Annotated in this window: 6 protein-coding genes and 1 tRNA gene; 1 reads left to right on the top strand and 6 read right to left on the bottom strand. The window is 63.8% G+C overall.

Annotated features, from left to right (window positions below; all coding sequences use genetic code 11):
• Positions 1–14 precede the first annotated feature (14 nt).
• Together ACG2LG_RS03490 and ACG2LG_RS03485 are read right to left on the bottom strand one after the other, a co-directional pair.
• Positions 15–1,370, bottom strand: a complete 1,356-nt coding sequence (locus ACG2LG_RS03490; protein ID WP_396256338.1) for an alpha-L-fucosidase — start codon at positions 1,368–1,370, stop codon at positions 15–17.
• A gap of 514 nt (positions 1,371–1,884) precedes the next feature.
• Positions 1,885–3,093 carry an alkaline phosphatase D family protein gene (locus ACG2LG_RS03485; protein ID WP_396256337.1) on the bottom strand — a complete coding sequence of 403 codons (1,209 nt, stop codon included), beginning with the start codon at positions 3,091–3,093 and terminating at the stop codon, positions 1,885–1,887.
• Positions 3,094–3,271: 178 nt separating this feature from the next.
• On the opposite strand from ACG2LG_RS03485, the gene ACG2LG_RS03480 reads away from it, so the two are divergent.
• Positions 3,272–4,234 (top strand): hypothetical protein, encoded by a 963-nt coding sequence (locus ACG2LG_RS03480; protein WP_396256336.1) that lies wholly within the window; start codon positions 3,272–3,274, stop codon positions 4,232–4,234.
• Positions 4,235–4,306: 72 nt separating this feature from the next.
• Here the strand turns inward: ACG2LG_RS03480 and ACG2LG_RS03475 are convergent.
• From ACG2LG_RS03475 to ACG2LG_RS03460, 4 genes are all read right to left on the bottom strand, one after another.
• A tRNA-Asn gene (locus ACG2LG_RS03475) sits at positions 4,307–4,381 on the bottom strand.
• A 114-nt stretch (positions 4,382–4,495) separates the two neighbouring features.
• On the bottom strand, positions 4,496–11,491 hold the full coding sequence (locus ACG2LG_RS03470) for a hypothetical protein (protein WP_396256335.1): 6,996 nt from the start codon (positions 11,489–11,491) through the stop codon (positions 4,496–4,498).
• A gap of 34 nt (positions 11,492–11,525) precedes the next feature.
• Positions 11,526–14,852, bottom strand: coding sequence for a hypothetical protein (locus ACG2LG_RS03465; RefSeq protein WP_396256333.1), 3,327 nt, complete (start codon positions 14,850–14,852; stop codon positions 11,526–11,528).
• Positions 14,849–17,038 (bottom strand): hypothetical protein, encoded by a 2,190-nt coding sequence (locus ACG2LG_RS03460; RefSeq protein WP_396256332.1) that lies wholly within the window; start codon positions 17,036–17,038, stop codon positions 14,849–14,851. Before ACG2LG_RS03460 ends, ACG2LG_RS03465 begins: the two co-directional genes overlap by 4 nt.
• Between the last annotated feature and the right edge of the window lie 19 nt (positions 17,039–17,057).

The following is a 17,057-nucleotide window of genomic DNA, read 5'->3' as shown; positions in this document are numbered from 1 at the left end:
CGCCGATCACCCGGTCACTCGCCCCCGGAGCCCGTCCCCTCTCCGGGACTGCTGAATTCGACGCCGTCCAGACAGGCGACCAGCGGGTTCGGCCATTGGTGGTTGTTGTAGAGCCTCTGGGCACGGACGACCGAGATCAGAATCCCTCCGTCAACGGCCTGCAGCCGTGCCTCCGGCTTTGCCTTGGGACTGTATTCGACGGTCTTGCCGCTCTGGCCGAGCACCGAGATGGTCGCATCAGCCCGGGCCCTCAGCGAACCGACCCGGAATTCCCGCCGATCGCCCCTCTTCCACCGCTCGTCCCCTTGGGGAATGATCAGATACACGCGGCCGTCCCGGTCCGGATCCCGGGTGAACCAAAGGTCGCCCTCCTTGACCACCGGTCCGGGGCGGACCCCATGAATGGCCTCGCCATTGACGAACATCCACAGCGCCAACTCCCGGAAGGCGCGCTCCTGCTCGAAGGGAATCTTGCCGGATGGGTCCGGACCCATGTTGATCAACAAGTTTCCGCCCTTCGCACGGACGTCGACGAGCATTTCGATGAGCCTGCCACCCGACTTGTAGTTCTCGTTGGTCGGCTTGAACTGCCACTGGGTGCCGAGCGTGAAGCAGGCCTCCCAGGGTCCGGGAATGGGTCCGTTCGGAATCTGCTGCTCGGGCGTCTTCATTTCGCCACGGGTCACCAGGCACTTCGGTTGCAGCTGGTGGATGAGGTCACGAATCACAGCGTTGTCGAAGGCGTCGAGAAATGCGACGTCGATGTCTCCGTAGGCCCCGCCGAAAAGCTCGCGGATCTGGGCTTGGTTATGGGCTAACAAATCCTTGTTGCTGGAGATGTTCGCATAGTCCGCCTTGCGCCTGATCTCGTGGCCCTGCTTGTGAATGAACAGAAAATCCTCCGGCGAGAAGTAGAAGCCGACCTTCATCTCATGGCGCCGGCATGCCTCGACGTAGGCTTTGACGATGTCCTTCTTATAGGGAGTGTTCGCGACCGAAAACTCGGTCGTCTTGGTCGGCCACAGGCAGAAACCGTTGTGATGCTTGGTGGTCAGCACCATGTACTTGCACCCGGCGAGCTTCGCCAGCTTGACCCAGGCGTCGGGGTCATAATCGGTCGGATTGAAGGTTCGCGGGAGTTCCCGGACGTAGCGTTCGATGTAATCCTCCGAGGCCCCCACCAGGCTGTGGGAAATGACGCTGCCCAGTTCCACGTCCACACTCCAGTGGACGAACATCCCGAGTCCCCAGTCCATGAACGCCTGCTCGCGAGCAGGGTCGTTGCGGTAATCGCCGAGTGGCTGCGGCTCGGCCCCGTAAACCACCGGGCAAAACACGAGAGCGACAAGAATTGGAGTCGTGAATTTCATGGGAGCGGAGCGGAGTCTCGGTCCGCGGGAACTGTGCATGCCGGAGGACGAATTGGCCATCCTTAGCTCTCATGGACACGGGCGGAACATTCCTCCAACTCGACTCCCGGGTGCGCAAGCCCCACCCTGGTTTTCGGGTTCATTGGCTCCAACGCTCGGGCTCGAACCAAGGAGCAACCTTCTGATAATGTACAGATTTCACGCCCATTTTAAGCCTGGCTTTCAGGTGACCTCCTCGAAGTGATCGAAGCCTGGGCGGGCCTGCCGTCGCCCTCGTCCTCCGCCGTCCTGACTCTGGTGCGCTCGGCTGACACGGCCTCTGACCCGCATGCCACTGAGTTTAAGGCGGACCTCAAGGTCCTGCCAATCTTCCCGGGACGGAGAGAACGTCTTAAGGCCAATGGTCGAAGTCCCTTAGTCCATGGATCGCAACGGCAGTGGCGCCCGCTTCGTCGGCGAGGGCTCGCGCACGCCGCTGATCCGGAAACGGTCTCCCTGAGAGCCCCGGCGCTCCCTATTCCCCGTGACTCAACTCCGAGAGTTTCCACGTCCGGTCCTCGCGCACCGTGCCGTCACCGTAAACGATGCGCACGCGGGCGGTCGCGTCCGCCACGGTCGTGTCGAAGTCGATGGTCGCGAAACTCAGGGAGCCACTGTTGGCGATCCCGGACGAAATGACTTCCACCAGCGGGTATCCGACCCGCTCCGACTCGTGATGCACCGCGATCGTCGAAGCATGGATGTCACCGGACATGTACATCACTCCGGACACCTTGTTTTCTCGAATGCCGTCGAACAGACGGTGCCTTGAGAAAGTGTAGATCCTCCAGCCATCGCCCTTGCTGTGATGCAGGGTGCTGCCCGAGGCGATCACCTTGAACTTCGCCTTCGAGTTCTTCAGGCCATCCATCAGCCACTCGAACTGCGCATCCCCCAGCATCCTCTTGCGGTCGTCATCCGGTGCCTTGTCCGGGGAGCGATGGTAACGACCGTCGACAACGAAGAACTCCACCTCGCCGCGGGTGAATTTGTAAAATGCTCCGGGAGTCTCGGGAGTCCCCGCACCGGGATTCATCCAGAACTGCTTCCAACCCGCCAGTGACCTCTCCTTGCCCTCGGCGGTGCCGTCCGAGTCGTTCGGACCGTAGTCGTGATCATCCCATATCGAGTAGGTCGGAACCTGTCGGTGGACCGTCGCCACGAAGGGCTCCCGACGATAGCGCAGGTGATGCTCGAGCTGCCCGTTGGGGTCGGTGGTGTCCGCGTAGTGGGTGTCGCCCACTGTCAAGTGCAGGTCTGGCTGCTGCGCCAGCAGCAGATACCACGACGCCTGCGGCTGGCCGAACTTCATGCACGAGGTCAGCGCCATCCGGAACGCCGCAGGTTCACCCACCGCTCCGGGCGTCTCGAATCCGCCCTTCCACGCCGGGTTGCCCTTGCCATTGACCAGAACCTCGTAGGCGTAACGGGTATCCGCCCGAAGCCCTGATAGCGTCGCGGTCGTCGCCTGACCGGGCAAGGTCGTCGCCGGAGCGTCAAAGCCCACCAACTTCACCTCCTGCCGCCCCCCGTCGGTGCCTTCCTCCCAGAACCGGACGACCCCCTCGGCCTTATCCGGCAGATACATCCACAGCCCGGCGCTCTTCGTCTCCACATGCCCGACCAGTGGGCCCGCCACCTTTCCAGAATCGGCAACCGCAACCAGCACGGTGCCCAAACTCATCGCGGCACCAACCAGCCGGCACCTGAAGCTTGAAGAAATGATTGTCATGGGTGGAAAGGCTACGGGCTCCACCTCTCGTTTCATGCGACCAATCGCATCGCGCCGAAGAGCTTCCGGCTCTGTGGGCGCGGCTCTGTGAGCTTGACGCCCCAGACCGCCTTCGGCGAAATCGGGAGCGATGTATTCCCTCCTCAAGGCCTTCTCGACCATTGCCGTGACCTTTGGCGTGACGCTGATCCTTCTGGCGGGGGTCTTGTGGATCTACCAAGCCTGGCACGGGAAGAAGTACGGCCCGATCCCCAAAGGGCGCATGACAATCATCAACCTGGGGATGTTCATCCTCGCCGCTCTCATCGCGCTTCCGATTTCGTTCGCCAAGATCAACAAGTCCAAGCGCCAGTCCACCACTCAACGGATCGCCTTGCTTGCCGGGCAACAGATGGAAATGAATCGCAAACGGCAGGAAGAGACCGTCGCCAATCTGAAACCTGCAGGCACGTCGGAACCTCGACCCGAGGTGAACCCAGCCGAAGCGGAAAAGCCCCGGGCACTCGAAGCCCGCCGGAAGGCTGAAGCCGTCGAAGGGCAGGCCGCCGCCCGTGAGCAGCAAGAACAACGCGTCCGCGAGATGAGGGAGCGCCACGAGGCCCAGCGGCAACAGGCTAAAGAGACTGAAGACCCCTTCGACGTCGCCGAAGATCGCCCCAAAGATGACACGCCCCCGATCACTGAAGCCCGCAAACAGGACGAGGACCGGCAGCTGGAGATCCGCGATCGGCAGGCGGCAAGCAGGCGCCATTCCGAGCGGATGCGGGCGATGCATGAGGCGGACTACTACGAGCCCCCTCCGGGACCGGCTTCCGACACGCAGCGGGCGCTCGATGAAAAGATCATCGCCGCCAATGAGGAACTTCAGGACCTCAAGACCGAACAGGAAGCCTACCGAATCGCCTACGAGTCCGCCCGCGACGAGCAAAAGCAGCTCATGAACGAGCGGCCCGTCGATCACGACCGGCTCAAACTGGTATCCAAGACCCTCCACGAGTCGATGCGCCGCAAGATCCAGATGTCTCCCAAGATCCACGACAAGCGCCGCGAACTCACCACACTCCTCAGCGAGCGCTACAAGCTCGGCGAATAGGTCGGGACCGCCCGATTTCCCAATACCTCAAAAGGCGAAAGCCCCAATCCATTGATGATCAGGGCTTTCCATTGGCTCCGGCGCTTGGGATCGAACCAAGGACCTAGTGGTTAACAGCCACCCGCTCTACCGCTGAGCTACACCGGATTGATATGGGAACACCCCTCGCGGGGCGGGCGCAAGATGCGGTTGGCCCACGGGGGGAGGCAAGGCAAAAATCGCTCGAAACCAAGACGACCCGGATGCGGCTGCGACGGGGCCTCAAGGCAAGCCGGGATCCGTCGCCAGGAGCACTGGAGTCTCGTCGTCCAGCATGTCCTCAAAGGTCTCCCGCGGCCAGCTGATCGGCTTCCCGGTGACGGGATCGTCGGCAAGCACGTGGTCGGAACTGACCTCCTGAAGCTGGACCCAGACCGGGGATTCAACCATCGGCGGGTGGGTTCTCACCACGACCGTCCGGCCGGCATCCACGTTGGTCGCCAAGGATGCGAGTGGCAGGCCACCAGCTTCGATCACTTCGCGCCCCGAGTCCCGAAGGGACTCCGCGAAGTCGGCGGGACTTGCCGGTGCCTCGGGCAAGGAAAGTCGATCGGCAAGTCCCGGGGGCGTCAGCGGGTCCGCCGACGATGCCGAACGGATTGACGACGAACGGGCTTGTTCTCCAGTGCTCCGGATTCGCTCCTCGGCGGCCTCACGCCAGTCAATCGAACCCCGATCCACCTCGCGCAACAGCGCCGTGATCTCGGTCGGTGGAACGCCGCTCAGACGCGCTCCGGTGATGGCGCGATCGAGGGCATTCTGAGCATCCGACACTTTGCGCAGCCGGTCCCGCTCCGCCTCCTGATCCGCGGTCAGGAAACGCCCGGAATTCACCGCCTGATCCAACTCGTCGAGGCGTGCACTGACCTTGGTGTCGAACTCCTTGCGAACCTCATCCGAACCCGGTCCACCAGCCAGATGCTGGAGGCCATACGCGCGGGCGGTCTGTCGCTGACGGTTTGCCTCCTCCCGGAAGGAACGGGATGCGGCGTTTTCCACCGACTTCTCGGCATCGCGTAGATTATTGACGAAACCCTTCAGCTCCGACTGGCCAACCAAACGCTTGTCGAGTTCCTCCTGCGCGGAAATCACCCGTTTCAGGTAGTCCTCACCGGTCATCCCATACTTGTCGAGCGTCCGCTGAAAGGCGGCCATGTTGCCGCGGTTCTTTTCCAGTTCGATCGTGGATTCGACAAGGTCACGGAAGGTGAAGTCGTCGGGAAAACCCGGAACCTTCACCCCGTTCATGTCGAGCTTGGCCATGCTGGCGGCATCGAGTTGGCGGACGAAGTATTTCGAGGCCTTGGTGGCGGCGGCATCCAGCTTTTCCGGTTTTGCAACGGTGAGCGGGCGACCGAGGTCATCAAGGACGTGCTTGCCATTGAGCTCCTTGACCAGGTTCGCCCCGTTCTCGAAGTAGGAATTGATGTAGTCGTCGGCCGGAAGTGGCTTCTTGGGCGGCTTGAGCGTGTGGTTGCCGCTCATGATGCTATCGGTCGTGATCACCTTCTTCGGGGGTGCCTGCATCTCCTTGACCACATGGTTGATGGTGGCCTCCGCCTGGTAGGCCTCGGCGGCGTAGTAGAGGGCTTCCCCCTGCTTGTTGCGGAGGTTGAGGATGGCGCGGTGCTCGAGGTCCTTGAGAAGATCCTGGCCGAGTTTCACCTTGGCGGGATCGCCGCTCCTGATGAGCTTCTCGGCTTCGCCGAGGGATTCCCTCAGGCCCGGCTGGTCGAGCATTCCCGGCAAAGGCACCTGGCCGGGAGGGATCTCGCCGTTCCGGGCCTTCTTTAGGCCATCGATCATCTCCTTGTAGTTGTCCATTCCCTCCAGCGTGTCGGCGTAGAGGTCGTTGTTGACGCGGAGTTTCTGAGCGTCGGTGGCGTTCTCGGGATCGAAGCCCATGTCGCGCAGCCGTTTGTTGATGCGCTCGGCGCCGAGTTTGTTGGCTCCTTCCGCCTGGTCGAGAATGTCCGAGAAGGCCTTCCGCGTCTCCGGCGGAACGCCGTCGAGGATCCGTCCGCGCAGGGCCTGCCACTGGCCTGGTGTTCGGTATTTCGCGTTTGCCATCTGCTGGAAGAGGAACTGGCGGGAGGTGTCGAGTTGCCTGGCACTGAGTCCGGCGAAGGCCCCCTCGAGTTCCGTGCCCTTGAACAGGGTGTAGATCGGGTCGGTGTAAACGTTGGTGTCGACGACCATTCCGCTTTCCCGTCCGCCGAAAAGATTTCGGACCTTCTGCTGAAATCGCCGGACCGCGAGCTCCGGCCCCCGTCCCGGGCCGCTCAACTTGGGGGCGTTGATGGAGATGTCGTAGTCGCTGGTGAGGTTGGTCGAGCCGAAGGCGCTCGGCTGGATGCTGCCCCTCTCCAGGCCGAGCATGTCCTCCGCCTCGTTGATGGACTCCCGGAGGGCTCCGTCCATCTGGTCGCGCCGCCACTGGTTGATCTTGTGGAGGAGCTTCTGGTCCTCGGGCGTGCCGTCGGCGAGTTTCTTGAGCTGTCCCCAGTCGCCCTCGGCATCGAAGATCTTTTCGACGACCTCGGCCTTGTCGAGCTCGCTCAACTCGGTCCGGTCGCCTCGCAGCAGGGCCAGATCGTTGTCATTGAGCTTCGGTTCGGGAGCGACGCGGCGAAACTCGTCGATGTCGCGGCGCACCTCCTTAAGGTCGTCGAGCCGGGCGCGAGCATCCTGAAGTGCGCGCGGAGAGGCGTTCGGATCGGTGGCGAGTTCGTCGATCGTCCGCCGGGTCTCGTCGGCGAGCTCGTCGACCTCCCTGGCCGCCTGGTTGAGATCGACCTTTTCAAATCCCTCGCTGCTGACCGGGGGACGGCCGTCCGCGAGGCGCTCGCGGGTGCCACGCATCGCATCGAACTCGGTGCGCGTGGGAGGCAGGCCGTCCTTGCTGAAGGCCTTGCCACGCAGGATCTCGGCCTGACGGGGAGGCACCTCGACGGTCGGCTGGTCGCGATAGCTCTTCACCACGTCCCGGCGCTGGGAAAGATCGCCGTTCTGGTTCCGCTTCGCCTGGATCTCCCTCTGGACTTCGCGGTAGCGCTCCGCATCCTCGGTGCCTCGCGGCGGCACCTCCCGATCAGGATGCCGGTCCTTGAGCGCCTTGGCCTCGGCCTCAAGCTCATCGATGTCCGCCTGGTTGGCCCGGATCTTTCCCTCGAGCGCCTCGTCGGCATCGCGCAGTTCGGCATCCCGGACGGGCCGCCTCGGCTGATTTTCGCCCGCCTCGAGGATCTTCTTCCGCTTGCGGGCAAGGTCGATGGCCTCGGAGGTGAACTCCTCCGAACCATCAAGCGCCTTGAGGATCGACTGACGGTTCTTGCTGGCGGCCAGGAATTCCTCCGGGATCTCACCGAACCGGCCGACAGCGGCGAGCGCCTCGCTGCGCTCGAGCATCTCCTTGAGCACCAGCTTGTCCTGCTTGCTCAGGGCTCGCAGGGCGGCCGCATCCGCAAAATCGATCTGCTTAAGCAACTTGCCGCCCTCCTCGGCAAGGGTGGCGGTGCGCATCGCCTTGACCGCCTTGTAGGCGGCGAAGCCGTCGGCACCGAGACCGATCCCGGAGCCGACGACGGCAAAGGTCTGCGCCAGGTCACCGAGAATCTTGCCCTCCAACTCGGCCGCCCGACCCGCGCCGAGCACCGCACCCGCACCCACCTCGAATTCCAGCTCCTCCTTGCGCAACGAATTGCCGTAGACGTCGGTGTAAACGGTGTAGGCGACATCGGCGGCACTGACTCCGGCGGCGACCAGGCTGGACCAGAAGCCCGCCCCCCCGAGGGGTGCCGTGGCCACCGCGGCGGCAGCCATCATCACCGTCGTGTCGACGGAGGAATAATCCTCCTGCGCCCGCACCGCGGATCCGATCACCCCGAGCGACTTCACATGGGCCCGGGCGAGCGGGTCCGGCTCCCACTGTGACTGCTGGAGTTCGCTGTCGATCTCCAGCTTCATCATCCGGGGCACCACCCGCTTGACCACCGGTTCAAAACCCAGACCGGTGAGCTTCAGCAGTCCCTTGACATCGCCATCGGGAATGGCGGCGGCCTGCGCCAGGCTTTGCCTCATCTGGGGACCCCACTGGCGATAGGCGTGGTTGAACGCACTCCATTGGAACAACTCGAAATACTCCGCCTCCGCCGGAACCCTCGTCTTGTAGCCGAGGAACTCGTTGTCGAAGAGCTGATAGAGATAGGGGTCGTCCTCGCGCCCGGCATCATCGCCGGCGAAGAACTTGATGACCTCGGCAAGAGCCGGATGCGTGTTCTCCACCGCCACCCACCACAGCTTGTTCTCGGCAAGATACACCCGGGCCTCGCTGATGGGACCCGAGCGCGGTTCCTCGCGGTAAACGGGAAGGTCCCGCATCGGGATGCGCATGAAGGAAAGCGGGCTCTGCTTGGCGGCGATCAGGTCCTTCTGGCTCTCGTAGAGACCCCGTACCTTGGCTGGCGACAGGTTGCTTTGCCAGTCGGCGATCTGCTCTTCCATCATCGTCAGGAACTCCCGACGGAGCAGAAGCGTGGCGGCGTGGTCACCCACGGAGATCTTGAGTGTCCGGATCCCGCCCGAGGGTTCGCGCTGCGGCAACCACTCGTGATAAGGCACGGTGACCCCGTTGCGTTTGGCGTAGTTGGCAATGTCGAGGAGTTGGCCGTAGAGCCCGAGGCCGACGGTATCAATGGCCGCGTTCCACGCGAACTCGGTGAAGATGAAGTTCGTCTGCGAATCGGCGGTACCGCGGACCACGTCTTCCCAGTCCTCGACCGGCTTCCCGGCGAGGTCGGCCGCCGTCTTGACGGCCTCCTTCCAATTCTGGTTCAGCTCTGAAGGCGTCGCCATCACATCGACGGCGAGCCGCGTCGGCTGGATCGCGTAGCCACTGTCGGTCTGCACGCGGACATGCAGCTTGTCGCCGGAGGATGCCTCCACGACGACTTCGCCCTCACCGAGGGAAACCAGCTCAGCGGTTCCCTTGCGCATCAGGTGGATCACCGGCGAGAGGTAGGCCTTGGGATCGTTCGGGTCAGGTTTGAGAATGAAGGGCCTCGGATTCTCCCCTTCCTGCACGTATTCCGACGAGATGATCTCGTTGTTGTGCCCCAGCACCGCCTGGATCTCGCCGATGGAGTCGGCCTGTGCCTCCAACTCGACCACGATGCGGATCTTCTCCGGGGCGAAGGCCGGATTGAGGGCCTCCCATTCCCCGGCCTCGGCCTCGTAGTCCTCCGTGGCGGCCTCACTCTCGGCGAGTTGACGGGCGAGCTTGAGGGTCCCCCGCAGGTCACCGAACATCAGGTTCCACTCGCCGTCGGCCTCGGCCAGCTTGAACGGCTGGGGTCCCGGCTCGGAATCATGCTTGATGATGGCGAGTACGAAGAGCCCCTCCTCAACCATCCCTTCCGCGAGGGCGGCGGTCGTGGGATCCGGGGCTTCTTCACCGATGGTCGCAGCCGGGCGGGTCGCTCCGGTCCGGCGCTGGGCCTCCCGGTACTGACGCCAGGCGTTCTTGAGTTCATCGGAATTGTTCGGGTCATCCTCCGCTCCCCGTGCCCGGATGCGGTATTCCTTCACACTGCTGCCCTCACCGATCAGGAGATCGGGATAGGGAAGCTTCTCGGTGGCGGGGGGTAGATTCCGGGCGACGATGAAGATCCGCCGGGTCGATTCGCCGGTCGGCCCGAAGATCGTCCGCTCGTCATCGGTGTTCCAGACCGGCCGGTCCGCATAGCGATTCCGATAGACCGGATGGCCCATGAACTCGCGGTCGACCGCGGTCTGGTCATCGGTCGCGTAGGACGCGAGGATCGTCGGTCCCATGCGCATCCACACCTCCCGTCCGGTGACGCGGCCGACCGTGGACTCCCCTTCCCCCTCGGTCCGGAGCAGCGTCCCCGCCCGTCCGAGACCCTCGCGGTCGCGTCCGGTGGCCCGGTCCCCGAGGTATTCCCAGTTCCAAAGCAGGGAGCCATTCGGGAGACCTCCGTGGAGTTCGAGCGTGACCTTGCGGAAATCCGGGACGTCGCGATAGGTGAGGTCCACCTCGGCCTCGAAATCCTTGGCCTTCAAGATAATTGGAGCGGCCTTCTGCGCATCGAGGAGCAGCCGATGCTCCTCGTCCGGGCTTGCCTTCTCGACCTTCTCGGACACCACGCCCCGGCCTTCGAACTCGAGGATCAGCTTGGGAAAGGCCGGGACCGCCGGTTGGTCACCGGCCGCCTCCGTGGCCTCGGTCTCGCCATCGACCCACGCGGACTTGAGTTTGAGATTGCGCATGTCCTCGCCGGGCTGGCGGTAGCGCAAGGTGGGTCGCCCGTATGGGTCGATGTGCATCCAGCCGGTGACAGGACCGAGCACCCCGTCCTGATAGAGCGTGCGCCAACTGCCGACGAAAGGCTTCCAATCCTCCTCGGTCGCCTCCCGTCCTGGCGGTTCCTCTTGCTCGTCCTCCGGCTTCTCGACGCCCAACTGCCTGCCGAAGGTCGGAAAGAACGCCTCCGTCCGCATCAACCCGAGCCGCGGCCCTTCCTCCTCGTCCTCCCCGAGAGGTCGAGCGGTGAGCGTGATCGAGTGTTCGCCCGACGTCACCGTAACGTCGATCGGGCTCGGTCGCGGGTTGCTGTGCTTGATCTCGACCACCATCGGCTGGTCCTCGAGGACCGACCCGGTCGCCTGCAGACCGTCGGGGCCAACGGTGAAGAGCCTGAGCGACTCGATGCGCCCGACGCGGACGAGTTCGAAGCGCTTCATCGCCTCAGCCATGTCCTCCTTGTCGACCTGGACGCGGACGCGCTCGGCGGTGTTGTTGATCCGGAACCGGACGGGTGCCTGTTCCCGGCGGACGGGACCTCCCTCCTCCCCGGGCTCCTTCAAGACGAACAGAGTGCCGGAGCCGCCGTAGCCGTCGACGGTCGCCCACAGGAAGTCATCACCGATCTTGATGTCGAAGGGGTTGTTCTTCGGTGGCTTGGAGAAGGTGGCGTGATACCGGTCGCTAATCTGGCGAATGGAGAGTTCAACCCCCGTGTTGCGACCACCGACGTGGATTTCCCAGAGCCCATCGAGACGGATGTGGCCGTAGAGCCGAACCGGTCGCGGAACCGAGTGATATTCGTTGCCGGTTTCGGCAGGTGGATCCGCCGGCGGATCCTGCGCGCCGAGAGGAAATGCTATCAGGGCGGTGGCGAGGAGGCGGAGGAATTTCATCTTCAAGGCAGGGGGAGGGAGAAGCGAGGGAGCATCACTCCCACCAGATGCGGATTTCGGTAGCGGGGGAAAGGCTTTCCCCGGGAGGAAGCCCGACACGGATGAAGAGTTCGTCGCCACCCGTCTGCCACGAACCGGACTCGGGACGAAGCGCGCGACCTTCGGCGTCGAAGAGGTCGATGCGGTCGACGAGGGCGGCTTCCGGACCTGTGACGCTGACCTGCAGATCTCCCTCCGAGGGGATGGTGCAGCGAAACCATTCGCGCCCGTTGAGCGAAAACACGGCCGGTTGATCGCCGGTTGCGGGTTCGACCGATGTGACGCGATCAACCGGCAGCGCTTCCGGGGATACCGCGGTCGGCCGGGTGGGGCCGGCAATCGCGGGCTGGAACTCGCGCAGCAGGTCAAGGTTCAGCCGATTCGTGGCTGGGTCGGCATCACCCTCGTCCGGCACGGAGGCGACCAGACGAAGACTGGTCCCCGGCTGCCACGCCTGCGGCACCGTGAAACTGACCTTGACCGGCCTTCCACGGAAGGGAGGGAGCGAGACAAGCGCGCCGCCTCCCACCTCGACCGTTTCGTAGAGGATTGAGACCCGGGTGTTGGGGCTCGGCTGATCGCCGGCGTTGAAGGCGGCGAAGGTGAACTCCCGGGTTTCGCCGGGTTGGAGATCCCGGGGAAGCTGCGCCCCGTTGGTGGCCAGCACGAGATCGTGGGCGTTGTGACGCAGCTCCGGGCTGCTGAGCTGCGCGATCCGGTCGGCCTCGTCGTTGCTGGTCGCGACGTAGCAGCCCTGGGTCCAGTCGTGCAGGCCATAGATGCTGGCCTTGTCGGAAATCAGAAAGTTTCCGGGGCCGATGCCCTCGGAGTCGATAACGACCCGGTTGGCCGCACCCGAGTCGGTGCTGGCGTCGGCGCGATAGCCGAGCGCGGAGGTAGGCACCTGGAAAAGATAGCGGCCGAAGGGAATCTGCTCCTCCAGCGTGCGCAGTTTGCGGCCGTTGAGGCTGATGCCGGTGTTCATCTCCTTGTAGTGGGCGCGATCAAACGGCGGCGTGAATTCAACCGCGACCGCAGCGTCGGTCACCGGTGCATCCGGCAGGTAGACCCGGCGCGGCTCACCCCATTCGCCATCCTTGAAATCGACCGCGAAGTTGCCTCCCAACTCGGAACCGAACCCGCCTTCCGGAGCGGTTGCCGGCAGCGGCTTGTGGTAAAACATTCGCATCCCGCCGTCACCGGTTCCGATCAGAGTGGGCGGGCCGTAGCCCGCGTCTCCGGTGGCAAACCGACCGGTGCCCTCATCATCCGGGTCGAATGCGAACAGGCTGCCGTCCTGGTTCCGGCCCGCGACGAACAGCCGGTCACCGGCGGTCGCCATCGATCCATCGGTCGCCGGAATGCGCCGCTCACCGTCCCGCGTCCGGAGGACCATGTTGCCGTCATCCGCCTTGGCGAGAAGTGCCAGCCTTCCGTCTCCGAGCGGTTCAGCATCGACCACGGGTCCGGATTCAATCCCGGTCGGCCAGTCGTCGGACTCGGTGGCCTTCAGATCCTCCGACAACGAGATCCGTTTCAACTTCCCATCCTCGCGAAAGACCGTCTCCACGCCCTTGTCGGTCCGCATCGAAACCGGGCTGTCGGCCCTTTTGCCGGGATCGCTGAGGACCACCGATTCACCGGTCTCCGGGTCCACCACCTTCACGACGTTCCTTTCCTCATCCTCGGGATCACCTTCCACGAAGGTCGCGAGTGCCGGCGCACCGGGACGAGGATTCGGGCCCAGCACGGGGCGGCTGACCGGTGCGGGACCGAAGTAGCCGTTGAGTCGGCGACCCTTGCCGGCAATCCCCCAGCCGAAGTTGAGGAACTGGGCGCCGTCGTCACGAGTTCTCCGCGTCAGATGGGTGCGCCTGCCGTCCTGGTCGGCATAGGTGGAACTCTCCTTGTCGTCCTTTTTCCCGGGGCCAAATGTGGTGATGGTTCCCTCGGGAACACCGGGGGCACCCTCGTCCTCGAACGGCTCGAGGTCCGGAGCCCGGAGGTCTGGACTCAAAATGGTCATCTCCCGCAGGCTGGTGCCGAAGGCAGTGGGAGGAAGGAACCCTCCGACCACGCCCTCGGTGTTGGCATCGAGAAGATCGAAGGTACCTTCGTCCGGATTGGCTTCTTCGTCGGCCTCGCCACCCTCGTCGATCTCGTCACTCCATTCCTCCGATTCAACGGTCGATGACTCGCCTTCCCCGTCATCCGATGACTCTTCGCCCCCGTCGGCATCATCATCCAGGGGACCGAAAAGCGTCCAACTTCCATCGTCGGCATCTTGTTCGCCCGGTTCTCCACCGTCCTCGATCTCCTCAGGCTCCAGACGGGGATTGCTGTCCGTCACAGTCAGTCCTCCCCCACCCATGCCGCCCCCGCCACCGAGGCCACCCCCGCCGCCACCACCGCCCCACTCGGTGCTGGCGGGCGTACCGTGGGTCGCGGGCATGTCGTAGCTGGATCCCGGCATGTTGGTGCAGCGGGTGCCGGAATTGCTGGAGCGGCTGGACGTGCGTGAAAGAGTGACAAAAACCGCCTTTCCTGCCGGAACCTCGGCGAGGTACGGCACCCGCTGTTGCTGATTGTGTCCGGTCAGGACGAGATCGCCCGCGAGTTTCTCGAAGCTGGGATACAGGTAGGGCCGAATCCTGACTTCAATGACTTCGCCACTCGCAAGGGTGGTTCCTTCCAGCACCGGGTCGAGGTGGATGGGGTGTGTCGGCACCGCTCCCTCGGATTCGAAATGTATGCCGAGATCCGGAATGTTGGCACCCAAGTTGCGGATTCGAAGAGTGCGCACGAGCCTCGCCTTGTCGACCGGCGCGTTGGAAATCCGCAAGGTGGTTTCGAGTTGGAGTTCCGGCTGCTGGAGGCGCACCACGCATGACTCCTTGCCGGCGGTCGCTCCTTCGTGGACGGCGGTGAGCGTGAGGGTGTAATCGTTCCGCTCGGCGACGCTTCCATGCACCAGGAGCGGAGCCTCCCAAATTTCGCCCTCCGGAATCTCTAGCACCGTGTCCGGCTCCTCCCAATCAGGCGTGCCACGACCCACGAAGCCGACCGGAAGATCGGGAAAGTGGGTCGAACTCAGCCGCAATCGGGCCACACCCGGCCCGTTGTTGCGGATCGGTATGAAAAGGCGCTGGTTGTAGTCGCGCGCGACCTCAAACCCCTCCTGCGGAATGAGGAAGCTCACCTGCGGGAAGTCCTTCGGCCCGCCTCCCGACGGACCGGGCTTGTCCCCATTGAAAACGCAGAAGCCGATCAACAGAACGACAAGCAGGATGACGGCGACCGTGATGTTTCTTCCGGATTTCATTCGGTGAGGCGTTCGATTTCGAAGGTCCAGCGGCGGACCGGCCCGGTGGAGGCGTCGGTGAACTCGACCACGGCTTCCAGCACATCCTCCGAGGACCACGATTGTCCCGCTGCCGACAGACCGAGAATGTAGGTCTCGCCCGCGCGGACCGGCAGCACCTCCGTTTCGATCGGATCCCCGTCCGCGCCCTCGTGCCACCAGTGGCCGAGGTGTTTGCCTGCCCCAGGGCCCGTGGCGAGTCGGAGCCGGACGTGGCCGTCCCCGGCGGGCGTGAACCTGAAGTGATCGCGGTCCCAGGCGGGAAGGATGGCGAAGCGGAAGGGCTGGCCGACCGCGATCTCCGACGCATCCGCGACCTCCTCGCCGGTCTCCGGTGCATCGGGTTCCAAGAGGAATTCGAGCACCGCCGTCGCCGGTGTCGGGGAAGCACGGGCATTGTGTTCATAGCGGTCGCTGCGGACCTGAACGACCACCTCCCCGCCCTCCGCAACCCTCGCTTCCCGGTAACCCGGATAGGCCGTGCCGTCCTGAATCCAGACCGGAAAGAGACCGGGATGAACCCCGTTTTTGTCGGTGCGGGTGAAGCAAACCACCCCGGCTCCGGGCGCGGATGCACGAAAGCAATCCCGGTCGCCACGGGGATTGAGCACGATCTGGAACGGCTTGCCGATCTCCACCATCCGGGCCTGCTCGGGAAGGTCGTTGGGTTCGTCGCCCTCTTCCGGAGTGAACTCGACCAGGCCCGTGATCGACTCGTCGATGGCGACCTCGTTGTGCCCGTAGTAATGGCTCCGGATCGCGAGCACGACCCTCTCCCCCGCATCGACGGCGCGGTCCCACTGACCGGAGCGGAACTCGTGGCTCCGCCCGTCGCGCTCGGTCTCACCCCACCACGGATACAGGCCTGCGGCCTTGGCCGGGCGCTGGGTGATCGTCAACTTCACAGTGCCCCGACCGGGGCTGACGAAGGTGAAATAGTCGCGGTCGAGGCGGGGCGTGAGTTGAAACCGGAAGGGCTTGCCGGGTTGGATGGGCGTCGCTTCCGTGGCGCTGTTGTTGGGCTCGTCATCGAACCGTTCCGTGAACTCGATGATGCCCTTCAAGACATCCGGCGACCCTACTTCGTTGTGGCCGTGGTAGTTGCTCCGGATCGCAAAAACCACCTCTTCGCCGGATTCCACATCCCGGTCCCACTGCCCGGGGCGACGCATGGACTTCTTGCCATTGCCGCCAACCTCCTCGCCCCACCACGGCTCGGGAGCATGGGCTTTGGATGTCTGCGTGAGGCGGAAACGCAACGTCCCCCTGCCAGGGCTCTTCGTCTTGAAGTAATCCCGATCCATCCGCGGATTCAGCTGGAAAGAGAACTCCTCTCCGACCTGGACCGGAGTGGCGGTCTCCATCGAATCGTTCGGCTCCGGACCGACGCGCGGCTCGAAGACGAACCGGCCGCGCAGCACTTCAGGCGAGGACTTTTCGTTGTGACCGTAGTAGTTGCTGCGGATTGCAAAGACGAGTTGCTCTCCCTCGCTGGCGGCGATGTCCCACATGCCGGAGCGACGTTCGTTTTTCCTGTCATCCTCACCGAGAAATTCACCCCACCAAGGATAAGGCGAGTGATCCTTGACCTCCCCGACGAGCACGAACCGTATCACCCCGTCATCAGGGGACATGAGTGTGAAGCGATCCACATCGTGACGGGGACGAAAGGTGAATGAAACCTCCTCGCCGACTTCCGTCCTGATCGCCTCGCCATCACCGTCATTCGGCTCGAGATCAACCGGGGGGAAGAACTCGAAAACCCCCACGAGCACGTCATTCGACTCCTTCTCGTTGTGGCCGTAGAAATTTCCGCGGATCCCGAACACCACCTCTTCCCCTTTCCCGACCCGACGGTCCCAGAGGCCATCCCGCCGGACGTAGCGCTTCCCGTCCTCTCCCTCATATTCGCCCCACCAGGGATGCGGGCTGTGGTCCGGGGCACCCTGCTTCAGCCGGAAGCCGATCACACCATCGCCGGGTGCGGTCAGCTTGAAGTAGTCACGGTCGCCACGGGGCGTGAAACGGAACCGGACCTCCTTGCCGATCTCCACCGAATCGGCCTGCGAGGTTTCGTTGTTGGGTTCGCTCTCCGCCTGGCAGGCGAGGCATGAAGCGATCAGGAAGAATACAAGCCGATTCAACATGAAGCTTCAAGGCTACCGG

Origin of the sequence: Haloferula sp. A504 (genome assembly GCF_044385805.1) — a bacterium.
GTDB lineage: Bacteria > Verrucomicrobiota > Verrucomicrobiia > Verrucomicrobiales > Akkermansiaceae > Haloferula.
Note: the sequence above shows the minus strand (reverse complement) of the source record. Positions and strands in the feature narration are given on the sequence as shown.